At 46.7% G+C, this 12,236-nt stretch carries 9 protein-coding genes; all 9 read right to left on the minus strand.

What is annotated here, in order from left to right; genetic code table 11:
• Positions 1-75 precede the first annotated feature (75 nt).
• The 9 genes from rplT to rpoC all read right to left on the minus strand — a co-directional run bounded on the left by rplT (position 76) and on the right by rpoC (position 12,218).
• Positions 76-435 (minus strand): 50S ribosomal protein L20, encoded by a 360-nt coding sequence (rplT, locus tag IPG31_06740; protein MBK6618062.1) that lies wholly within the window; start codon positions 433-435, stop codon positions 76-78.
• Positions 436-449: 14 nt separating this feature from the next.
• Positions 450-647: a 50S ribosomal protein L35 gene (gene rpmI, locus IPG31_06745; GenBank protein ID MBK6618063.1), complete on the minus strand. Its 198-nt coding sequence runs from the start codon at positions 645-647 to the stop codon at positions 450-452.
• Between the two features lie 134 nt (positions 648-781).
• Positions 782-1,339: a translation initiation factor IF-3 gene (infC, locus tag IPG31_06750; GenBank protein ID MBK6618064.1), complete on the minus strand. Its 558-nt coding sequence runs from the start codon at positions 1,337-1,339 to the stop codon at positions 782-784.
• Between the two features lie 19 nt (positions 1,340-1,358).
• The gene (gene thrS, locus IPG31_06755; GenBank protein ID MBK6618065.1) at positions 1,359-3,272 is read right to left on the minus strand and encodes a threonine--tRNA ligase; all 1,914 of its coding nucleotides are present in this window, start codon (positions 3,270-3,272) and stop codon (positions 1,359-1,361) included.
• A 178-nt stretch (positions 3,273-3,450) separates the two neighbouring features.
• Complete coding sequence (locus tag IPG31_06760; protein MBK6618066.1) at positions 3,451-4,140, minus strand: NapC/NirT family cytochrome c; 690 nt, start codon at positions 4,138-4,140, stop codon at positions 3,451-3,453.
• Positions 4,140-4,850 (minus strand): cytochrome C554, encoded by a 711-nt coding sequence (locus IPG31_06765; protein ID MBK6618067.1) that lies wholly within the window; start codon positions 4,848-4,850, stop codon positions 4,140-4,142. Before IPG31_06765 ends, IPG31_06760 begins: the two co-directional genes overlap by 1 nt.
• Before the next feature lie 178 nt (positions 4,851-5,028).
• Positions 5,029-6,084: a hydroxylamine oxidation protein HaoB gene (haoB, locus tag IPG31_06770; GenBank protein ID MBK6618068.1), complete on the minus strand. Its 1,056-nt coding sequence runs from the start codon at positions 6,082-6,084 to the stop codon at positions 5,029-5,031.
• Entirely contained in the window at positions 6,081-7,799 is a 1,719-nt protein-coding gene (locus IPG31_06775) for a hydroxylamine reductase (protein MBK6618069.1), read from the minus strand. Before IPG31_06775 ends, haoB begins: the two co-directional genes overlap by 4 nt.
• Before the next feature lie 204 nt (positions 7,800-8,003).
• Positions 8,004-12,218, minus strand: a complete 4,215-nt coding sequence (gene rpoC / locus IPG31_06780) for a DNA-directed RNA polymerase subunit beta' (GenBank protein ID MBK6618070.1) — start codon at positions 12,216-12,218, stop codon at positions 8,004-8,006.
• Positions 12,219-12,236: the final 18 nt, after the last annotated feature.

The following is a 12,236-nucleotide window of genomic DNA, read 5'->3' on the forward strand; positions in this document are numbered from 1 at the left end:
ATAAGAAAGAGAACGTGTCTTAATATCAGATTATCAGATCACTCTATTATCATATTAGAAATAAGTTGAGCAACCTCACGCCGCCAAACCTACCCTTGCCTGCTCAGTGATTTTCTTAAATGCCAGCTTATCGAATACAGCCAAGTCAGCCAAAACTTTACGGTCCAACTCAACTCCTGCCTTTTTCAGACCATTCATAAAAACACTGTATGTCAAACCACATTCGCGTGCAGCAGCATTAATCCTCGCAATCCACAATGCCCTAAACTGCCTTTTCCTTTGACGGCGATCACGATAGGCATACTGTCCCGCCTTCATGACAGCCTGTTTTGCTACCCGATAAACATTTTTACGCCGTCCCCGGTATCCCTTAGCTAGTTTGAGAATTTTTTTGTGTCGCGCATGCGCAGTTACACCTCGCTTAACTCTTGGCATTTTATTCTTCCCCCTTAAGCGTAAGGTAACATGGCGCGCACAGATGGCATGTCATTGGCATGAACCGATGCGGTTCCCCTTAGTTGTCTTTTATTTTTTGTTGTTTTCTTGGTTAGAATATGACGCTTAAAGGCCTGAGACCTTTTAATTGCCCCACTGGATCTGACTTTAAAACGCTTAGAAGCGCTTTTTTTAGTTTTCATCTTCGGCATTTGCAACTCCTCATTAATTATGGCTCAGGGTGTTTCTAACCAGAAAACTTAAAACCCGGTAACCACTTGTTATTTACATTCACACTCAAACCGATAACAATCAGTTCTAGTCAGCATTTTATATTAATTTCAGTCTATTCAACAGGTTTAGTTTTCGAGAGCTTCACATCCTTTTTTTTGGGAGACAACACCATTACCATTTGTCGGCCTTCTAATTTTGGAAACTGCTCTACCACGGCTATCTCATCAAGATCTCCTTTTACTTTTTCCAGCAATCGAATACCAAACTCTTGATGCGCCATTTCCCGACCACGGAACCGGAGCGTAATCTTTACCTTATCACCCTCATCCAGGAAACCAATCAAATTCCGCATTTTAATATTGTAGTCACCTGAATCCGTATTAGGTCGAAATTTGATTTCTTTTATTTGTACCTGTTTTTGTTTTAATTTAGCATCGTGCTTTTTCTTGCTTTCCTGATATAGAAATTTCCCGTAGTCCATTAATCTGCACACAGGAGGCTCTGCACCAGGCGCAATTTCTACCAGATCAACCCACGCCTCTTCTGCCATTTCTATTGCTCTAGCTGTTGGCACAATTCCAATTTGCTCACCATCAACCCCGATTAATCGAACCTGTGGTACTGAAATATCTCCATTTATTCGAGCAGCTTTTTCCTGAGCTATGGTAATTCCTCCTATTAATAAAATCTCATATTCTAGATGCGATACGCAGTTCTTCTCGCAAACGATTGATAAAATCCTGTACAGTCATCGATCCAAGATCTTCACCCGATCGACTCCGAACTGTTATAACACCCGAAGACATTTCCTTATCACCAACGATCACCTGATAAGGAATTTTTTGCATACTATGTTCCCTGATTTTATAGTTAATTTTCTCGTTTCTCAAATCTGAGCTCACGCGAATACCACAACCCAGTAGTTTTTCAAAAACCGCCTGCGCATAATCTATCTGATTTTTAGAGATATTCAAGATAATCACCTGCTCTGGAGCAAGCCACAGCGGTAATGCACCAGCATGATGCTCAATCAAAATTCCAATAAAACGCTCCATGGAACCCAATATGGCGCGATGCAGCATTACTGGTACTTTCCTGACGTTATTTTCAGTGACATAACTGGCATTGAGTCTTTCCGGCATGGAAAAATCCAGCTGCAGTGTACCGCACTGCCAAATACGGGAGAGACTATCCTTCAATGAAAATTCAATTTTGGGGCCATAAAAAGCGCCTTCACCGGGTTGCAAATCCCACTGCAGCTTTTTTTGATCCAGTGCGGACTGTAATGCCTGCTCCGCAGCATCCCACTGTTCCTCACTACCAACTCTTTTCTCCGGACGGGTGGACAACTTGACCTGCACATCGTCAAAACCAAAATCCTTGTAGACACGATTAAGTAAATCAATAAATCGCATTACCTCATCCTGCACCTGTTCCTGTGCACAAAAAATATGAGCATCATCTTGCGTAAATGCACGTACCCGCATAATGCCATGCAAAGCACCAGATGCCTCATTCCGGTGGCAGGAACCAAACTCTGCCAGTCGCAATGGTAAATCACGATAACTGCGCAATCCTTGATTAAACACCTGCACATGTCCGGGACAATTCATGGGCTTAATCGCATAATGACGGCTCTCGGACTCCGTAACAAACATATGTTCCCGAAAGTTCTCCCAGTGCCCGGAACATTCCCATAATGATCTGTCCAGCACTTGAGGAGTACGAATCTCTTGATATCCGTTATCTCTTAAAATACGACGCATAAACTGCTCGATCTGCTGCCAGATTACCCACCCCTTTGGATGCCAATAAACCATACCCGGGGCTTCTTCCTGCATATGGAATAAATCAAGCTGTTTTCCAAGCTTGCGATGATCGCGCTTTTCAGCTTCCTCAAGAAGATGCAGATATTCTTCCTGCTGCTCTTTTTTTATCCAGGCGGTCCCATATATCCTTTGCAGCATTTCGTTATTTGAATTGCCACGCCAATAAGCTCCAGCCACTTTCATCAGTTTAAATACTTTCAGTTTCGACGTCGTGGGTACATGGGGACCACGACATAAATCAGTAAAATCTCCCTGGGAGTACAATGAAACAGTCTCGTTGCCAGGTATGGAATCAATTATTTCTGCTTTATAAAGCTCTCCTTGCTGTTTGAAGAACTCTATTGCTTGCGTACGGCCAAAAACCTTGCGCTCAATCTTCAAGTCTCTACGACTGATTTCCAGCATTTTTTTCTCAATTTCAGCCAAATCCTCTGGTGTAAAGGGTCTTTTATAAGAAAAATCATAATAAAAGCCATTTTCAATAGTCGGTCCAATCGTCACCTGCGTATCGGGAAATAATTCCTTGACAGCATGAGCCAGCAAATGGGCACAGGAATGACGAACAATTTCCAAGCCTTCTGGATCCCTATCCGTTATCACCGTCAAGTCACAATCACTCTCAATTACACTTGATAAGTCAACCAACTTTCCATTGACTCTCCCGGCTAATGCCGCACGCGCAAGTCCTGTACTTATTGATTCAGCGATCTCATACACCGTAACCGGGGAGTCAATTTCTTTTTTCGCTCCATCTGGAAAACAAACAACTGTCACCAATACTCTCCATCACCTAACAAGAATTTCACCTGCACCACTGTATTTAACCACATTAGAGTCAGTTTTAATCTATCAAACAGAAGCCCGTCAAGAAGAAACAACAGCAGGTTTCACGAGCTCCAATTTGAACAATTCACGGCTGCTGCCCTGATATTAAAACTTACCAGAGCAAACCTTACTCATCATCATCTTCGGAGTCATCTTCATCAGAAGACTCGGCTGCTGTATCACTTTCTTCAGCATTTTCATCCTCTTCGTCTTCGTCTTCGTCTTCGTCGTCATCATCCTCTTCGTCTTCTGGTTTCAGTACCATTTTCCCAGTAGCCAGACTAGCGTTCAGATCGGTCATGGGCGCTTCTTCATGCACCAGATTCTGATGACAATCTATGCAGGTCGCGCCCTCTGTCTCCATTTTCTTATGGGCAGCCTGGGCATCTTCTCCGGGCGGATTCGGGTTTTTGTGACAGGTACGGCAAGTGATGCTATCCCACTTCTTAAGATTCATGCGTGCATCATGTGCCATGATCAATCTACGCTCGTTGAATTTCTCCAGCGTGGAATAATCATTCACCAGTTCCAGATATAGCTCGCGCGCGCCATCCACTATGTGTGTGGCTACCGCCAGATGGAAGTTTTCTATCCCTTGCGGAATATGGCAGTCCTTACAGCCAGGATTGACCCCCAGCGCGCCATAATGGGTGGAACGTTTGAGTTCTTCCTGCGGGTAGGTCATGGAATGACAGCTGGTGCAGAATTCTTCGGTGGATAATGCCGCTTCTCCACCAAATACAACTACCAGCAACACAATACCCAGCAATCCGCCTACCAGCAGAGTGCCTATCGATCCTTTCTGTAGAGTAGTCATCAGTCTTTTCCTTTTTTGGTTTCTTTAGCACTGGCCTGAAATTCGTCGTGATATTTGAATTTAGGCTCTCCGCTAAAAACACCATCCAGTTTGTAATGTTCGTGCATGGCTTTTTCGTTTTTGACCATTTCATCAAATTTAAAAGTATATTTCGCGTCCACATCTGGTGTAAACGGGGTATAAGGCGGTTTGGCACCTTTCCACGGAGAACCTTCGTAATTCAGGTGGCAGGCATTGCAGCTTTCTTCAAAATGGAAGTCCTGTCCTTTGTCCGCCAGTGTTTTACGCGGGGTGGTCTTGCCGGATTTCTCAAAGGTTTGTCCCGCCTTGCGATGATCACCACGATATTGTCGCCCAGCACCATGGCAGGATTCACAACCAACCGCTGCCAGCATTTTGTTCGGGGCGTCGATGTTGTAGCCGCCTTTTTTGTTAAAACCATCTACATGGCAACCTACACAGTCTTTGTCTTGGGTGTAGTCTTTGGCCGGATCAAGTTTGGCTTTGATCTTGGCTTCTTTTTTGACATTGGGTTCTAGTGATTTCATCGCACTGGCATGCGCCGTGCTGTTCCAGGATTTCGCCTGCGCCTTGTGGCACGAGCTGCATTTCTTGCGGCCTTCAAACGGTGCTTCCGCTGCCATGAGGTTGCCAGCTATCAGGGTGATGAGCGCGACCGCCAGCAGTTTGGCGGTAGTGATGAGTTTCATTGTTTCTCCTTTTGTGGGGGACGGTTGGTCAAGTCGCCAGTTAGTCGCCTGTTTTTCGGGCGACTAATTGGTTTGCAACTGTCCTGGTTTTATCAAAATGACCTGCGATTCGCTCGCCGTCCGCTATTGTACCCGATCACGACAGGCTGTAAATCATTGCAAACAGGGTATCCCGTAATCATTCTCCACTCTGATCGGATGGCTCTGCCAGCAGTCTGTATACCCAATACCCACCTTGCTGGTAGATCAGTCTCGGGGTGTCAAGTTCCAGCGGCGGCGGTCGGTCGGTTAGGGGCAGTAGCGGTGCAATCAGGGTCTGGTCACTCGCTTCATCTGTCAGAAAAAAAGCACGAATCAGTTCTTCCGATAGTGATTGCAGGGTGTAGGTGGTGTAGCCGCGCCGCCCCATTTCAGTTTTGAGGTGGCTGATCATGCCGTGAATGTTACCGGTCATGCGGTAGTTTTTGTAAGCTACTCCGAGTTTTTCCGGGTATAGCAATCCCAGTTTGTACAGGTCGGTGACGTGTACTACCAGGTAGGTTTCCCGGTCAGGATCACTTAATGCGCGCAATTCAGCCAGTCCGATTTCATGCGGTTGGGCCAGTGCGTGGGTGAAACGCTGAAACTGGGTGCGCTCTTCATCACTCACTACGGTGGCAACCTGTTCACTCTCGTAATCAAGGATGGCAGCGCGCTGTGTCTGCCAGACTTCCGGGATAATGAGCGGTTCATGTAACGGGCTGCGGGACAGGACATGACGTCCGGTCAGTAAGGCCAGTTGCGCGGAGGTGTCCCACCAGGCAAGTATCGTGGCATCTGCTGCGGCATGTTTCTCAATAGCCGCCGCCAGTGCACTCAATTCAGCTGGTTTGCGATCAAGTATTAATAGCGGTTCGCTGGTGAGATTCTGCCAGTCAAGCAACACCGGGGGATGTTTCGCACGCCGTCCAAAATAGGCGTAGGCAACGACCTGGTCTACCTCCGGTACACGCACTTCGTATTGATCAATGGTCAGGTCAGGCCATGCGCTCAGTTCCAGTTGCGGAAATTTGCTGCTATCTCCCGTCTCCAGCAATTGATACTGATATGGGGCCGTTCCAGGAGTGAACCATAGCCAGGAAAACCAGGCGAGTAAAATAAATCCTCCCGTTACCAGCAGGATGCCGAGTAACGGGAGGATCTTGTCCAGCCAGCCCGCTCGCGCGCGCTGGCCAGTCGTCAGTGGCTCGCTCAAGCCTGTTTCTGCTTGCGGCTGCGCCAGCCAAGCAAGGCCAGTGTGCCCGCGAGCAGCATGCCACCACCCAGTCCACCCAGGGAGATTTTGTCCTCAGGGGTCGTGATGTCCAGCAGGCTGGTTTTCTTGCTCTCCAGTTTGTTCACCCGTTCCTGCAGAGCAGCCATTTCCTGCATTTTGGTGTGTTCATCCTGAATTTCAACATAGGCACGGTTGATCGGACCCCAACCTTCGGTATAGGTCCAGCCACCCGGGTTGGTATGCGCCAGACCAACGTGCATTTTTGCCAGGTCGTTTTCAGCCATTTCCAGTACTTTCAGTTCGATCGAGGCCGGGTTGTTGCCTTTCGACCAGAAGAGCTGGGTGAAAATATGGAAACCAGGTTTCTCTGGCTCCGGAGGAGCAGGACGATTGGTTTTCTGTCCCGTCAGGTTGCCTGCCTTGTACAGCTTTTCAACCAGTTCATGGGCTTCCTGATATTTGGCCAATCCTTCCAGTGTGCCTTTGTCCATCAGTTCCAGGTAGGAGCGGGCAAAACGTTCGGAGTGACACTGGGTGCAGGTGACAACCCAGGAGTCAAGCCGTGCTTCTGACCAGTCGCTGGTGATGTTTTCTGCAATGCCCGGAACAAATGGGTAGTTCGCCCAACGAATCTTGCGTGTGATGTTGTGGGTGTATTCGCCTTCATACTCGAAATGGCAACCCGCACAGGTCGGTGCATTTTGTCCACCAACAGCGTAGGCATCTTTCAGCGGTGCTTCCCAGTTCCATTTATCGCCCAGCATGGCAACCATCTTGCCGTGCTTGGACATGGAATAGGTTTCCCAGTTGTTGTGGTCTACTCCGCTGTGGCAGGTGGCGCACGCTTCCGGTTTGCGCGATTCGGCTGCAGAAAATTCGTGACGTGTATGGCAGGAGTCACATTTGTTCTGGTTGGTATGGCACATGGTGCAGCCTTCCGCAACTTCTCTTTGCGGCATCGCGGCCCAGACGGTGGTCTCAACGTTGGCGCTGTAGTCAAGCGCATGGGATGGACGTCCGTCCGGCCATTGTCCATTCGGCCAGATCATGGTGTCACGCTCGGATTCACGTTCGGCAAATTCACGCAGGTGGCAGGCACCACAAACATCTGCTGTCGGCATGATCAGGTCTTTGCTGTGATCAATCTTTTGCTTCGAGTCCGCATTGATCGATACGTGACAGTCTATACAGCCAACTTCTTTCAAAGGTTCTTTCTCGCCTAACTTACCCATCGAACGCAGATTGGCTTCGACTTCTTCTAACTTGGCTTTCTTGTAGTAGGTCGGATCACTCGGCTGCAGTTTGCGAACCTTGTCCAGGTTCGCATGGGTGCTGCGCTTCCACGCCTGTACCCATACCGGCGACTCATCTGTGTGGCATTCTACACATTCCTTCCGGCTCGCCTTGTCGCGCATTGAGGTCGGTGGCTTGTAAAACGTGGCCGGATCCAGGTACATGCTGTACGGTATCGGCTCCCAGTATTCCCCCATCGTGCCCTTACCCGCCCCTTGCGCCGGATCCTTGTAACGCTTCACCAACGCTTCGTGCGTCTCTTTCGGCGTCGCCTTGCTACGATCCAGACCCAACGCTTCATACGTTACATCCGGCACCGTCGATATGTTCGCCTGTACCCCACCAGCCAGCGCTAATCCACAAGCTAGCAGTACTCCCTTCAGCCAAAATCCGGCATGCATGTCTCTCTCCTTATTTATTGTTAAACATTACTATTTTGTTTGGCCAATAAAAAACATATCAACCTATAAGCACCACATACATCACTAAATGCATAATTTAAAAGCTATTGACTGATAATCTACTCCAAAACTAATCTGCAATAAAACTACTGCTTCCATGCAAATAGTGTCAGGCAATTTGCCACAGTTACTCTTCACGTTATTCTATTCGATAACTTTTTCTTTAAAACTATTGTTGTCTTCAAAAATATTAGTAACTGTAGATTTTTGCATCTTACGCATGGTATGAAAGGATAATCCAGTTCCTGCCGGAATTAGCCTACCAACAATCACATTTTCCTTGAGGCCGCGCAAGTCGTCTCTTTTACCCATAATGGCAGCTTCGGTCAGAACGCGGGTAGTTTCCTGGAATGAAGCCGCAGAAATAAATGAATCAGTAGAAAGTGATGCCTTGGTAATTCCTAATAAAACATATTCGTAAGTAGCAGGTTGCTTATCTTGCGTCAGAAGTTTCTCATTTTCAGTCAGAACCTCAGCTCGCTCAACCTGTTCACCCTGAATAAAATCAGAATCGCCAGTATTTGTAATCAACACACGACGAAGCATTTGACGAACAATTACCTCAATATGCTTGTCATTGATTCGCACACCTTGTAGGCGATAAACATCCTGAACCTCATCACTAATATAGCGTGCTAAGGCCTCGATACCTTGCAAACGCAGAATATCCCGTGGATCAACAGGTCCATCGACAATCGGCTCTCCCTTGTTGACGATTTGACCATCGTGCGCAGTAACATGCTTGTCTTTTGATATCAGGTACTCATGTGCAATACCATCAAGATCCGTAATAACCAGACGCTGTTTTCCCTTAGTATCTTTACCAAAAGTTACCGTACCCGTTGCTTCTGCCAATAATCCAGCATCTTTCGGAACCCTGGCTTCAAATAACTCTGCCACCCTCGGCAACCCACCGGTAATATCACGAGTTTTCGAGGTTTCCTGGGGAATATGAGCTAACACTTCACCAATTTCTACCTGCTGACCATCTTTCACAGTGATGATCGCACCAACCTGGAAAGTAATACCGACAGGTTGGTCGCCTCCGGCAATAATGATTTCCTGGTCATTCCCATCAAGGAATTTAACCATCGGCCGCAGCCCTTTCGCTTGCGTAACTCCACGACGTTTGGAATCTATTACGACCAAAGTCGCCAAACCTGTTATCTCGTCAACCTGTTTAACAACAGTCGTACCTTCTTCCACATTCTCGAAACGTACTTTTCCAGAATATTCCGCGATTATTGGACGCGTATGCGGCTCCCATGACGAGAGGATCTGGCCAGCCTTGATTGCTTCATTATCAGAAACCAGCAATTTTGCACCATAAGGTATTTTATGTCTCTCGCGCTCACGTTTACTTTCGTCTTGTATTACCACCTCCCCACTACGAGAAATGACAATCAGCTCGTTCTGGGCATTCTTGACGTAACGAATGTTTTGTGAGTAACAAACGATACCGTTGGACTTGCTCTCAACCTGGCTAATCGCTATAGCTCTCGAAGCAGCGCCACCGATATGGAATGTTCTCATTGTCAGCTGAGTTCCTGGCTCTCCAATGGACTGAGCTGCAATGACACCTATTGCTTCACCGACATTAACCAGCGTCCCTCGCCCCAGGTCACGGCCATAGCATTTCGCACAGAGCCCATACTTAATTTTACAAGTGAGAGACGTACGTACTTTTACTTCATCTATTCCATACTCATCGATTTTATCGACGGCATCTTCATCCAGCATTACACCGGCAGCATGTATTGTCTTCCCTGAAGACAAATCAACCACATCGTTTGCTGCAACTCGCCCCAAAATACGTTCACGTAATGGCTCTATTACATCTCCTCCCTCGACCAAGGCTTTCATCACTACGCCATCATCTGTTCCGCAATCTTCTTCGGTAATGACGAGATCTTGTGTCACGTCCACCAGACGACGAGTCAGATAACCAGAATTGGCTGTCTTAAGTGCCGTATCCGCCAAACCTTTTCGAGCACCATGAGTCGAAATAAAGTATTGAAGAATATTCAGTCCTTCTCGGAAATTTGCAGTAATTGGCGTCTCAATAATAGACCCATCCGGTTTAGCCATCAGACCGCGCATACCGGACAATTGACGGATCTGGGCAGCCGAACCCCTGGCGCCAGAATCCGCCATCATATAAATAGAGTTGAATGATTCTTGAGTTACCACATTGCCATTCTCATCAGTTCTGGCTTGACCAGTTTCATGATCGATGACAGGCTCAATACTAAGCTGCTCCATCATCGCTTTTGCTACCTGATCACCCGCACGTCCCCAGATATCCACAACCTTGTTATAGCGCTCCCCTTGTGTTACGAGCCCGGAAGCGTATTGCATCGCGATCTCATTCACTTCTTTTTCAGCTTCATGGATGATGTCATCTTTCTGTTCAGGAGCAAGCAGATCATCCAAACAAATAGAAATACCTGCACGCGTGGCAAACGAGAAACCGGAATACATGAGTTTGTCAGCAAATATAACCGTTTCCCTCAATCCACACAAACGGAAACTTGAATTTATTAATTTTGAAATCTCTTTCTTTTTCAATGCTTTGTTAACAAGCTCAAAAGGCAACCCCATCGGCAAGATTTCGGATATTAATGCCCTGCCAACGGTGGTCTCCTGTCTGATAAAGGATTCAACTTTTTGCCTTCCTTCTGATAAAGATATTCTATCTGCCGGAATTCTAACGGTAATTTTGGCATTTAATTCCACGACATGATTTTCATAAGCGCGCAGAACCTCTGAGATATCAGCAAAAATCATTCCTTCTCCACGCGCGCCAATTTTTTCGCGTGTCATATAATATAGCCCCAGCACAATATCCTGCGAGGGCACAATAATGGGTTCTCCATTAGCAGGCGACAAAATATTATTTGTTGACAGCATCAACGTGCGACATTCCATTTGTGCCTCAAGCGATAAAGGCACATGCACAGCCATCTGATCACCATCAAAGTCAGCATTGAATGCCGCACACACCAACGGATGTAATTGAATGGCTTTTCCTTCCACCAACACGGGTTCGAAAGCCTGAATACCCAGTCGATGTAGTGTAGGAGCACGATTCAACATAACTGGATGTTCACGAATAACGTCTTCCAGGATATCCCACACTACTGCCGTTTCATTCTCAACTTCCCGTTTGGCCGCCTTAATTGTGCCAGCAATCCCCATCGTTTCCAGTTTATTAAAAACGAAAGGCTTGAATAACTCCAGCGCCATTTTTTTGGGCAGACCACACTGATGTAGTTTTAATTGCGGACCAACAACAATCACTGAACGACCCGAATAATCCACACGTTTACCCAACAGATTTTGTCGGAAGCGTCCACCTTTGCCCTTTATCATATCTGCGAGAGACTTCAACGGACGTTTATTAGCGCCTGTCATCGCCTTACCGCGACGACCATTATCAAGTAGCGAGTCTACTGATTCTTGCAGCATCCTCTTTTCATTTCGCACAATAATTTCAGGGGCACGCAACTCCAGTAGCCTTTTTAGCCGATTGTTTCGATTAATTACACGACGATACAAATCATTAAGATCCGAGGTTGCAAAGCGGCCACCATCCAGTGGTACCAATGGCCTGAGTTCTGGTGGCAATACGGGAAGAACCTTCAGAACCATCCACTCCGGCTTGATACCCGATTTGTGGAATGCCTCCATAACCTTGAGGCGTTTCCCCATTTTTTTTAGTTTTGTTTCAGAACCAGTAGACTGAATGTCTCGACGCAAGGTAGTGATCTCATTCTCGATATCCAGATTACTTAATAGCGCCTGCACACCTTCAGCACCCATAGCAGCGCTGAAATCATCACCAAACTCCTCCGTTTTATTCAGATAGTCCTCGTCTGTCAGGAGCTGACCACGGGTTAACGGCGTCATGCCGGGATCGGTCACAACATAGGCTTCAAAATAAAGCACTCGCTCAATATCTCTCAGAGTCATATCGAGAATCAGACCCAGACGAGATGGCAGTGACTTAAGAAACCATATATGAGCAACTGGCGAAGCAAGTTCAATATGGCCCATTCGTTCGCGTCGCACCTTGGATAAGGTGACTTCAACGCCACACTTCTCACAAATTACACCACGATGTTTTAGTCGTTTATATTTACCGCACAAACATTCATAGTCTTTAACCGGTCCAAAAATTTTGGCACAAAATAATCCGTCTCTTTCTGGTTTAAAAGTTCGATAATTAATCGTTTCCGGTTTTTTGACCTCACCGTACGACCACGAACGGATTTTCTCCGGCGAGGTCAGAGAAACTTTTATCGAATCAAACTCTTCTTTTTGTGTTACCTGTTTAAATAGATCAAGTAGTGCTTTCACGTATCGCTCCTGTGAATC

Source organism: Nitrosomonas sp. (genome assembly GCA_016703745.1).
Taxonomy (GTDB): Bacteria; Pseudomonadota; Gammaproteobacteria; order Burkholderiales; family Nitrosomonadaceae; genus Nitrosomonas.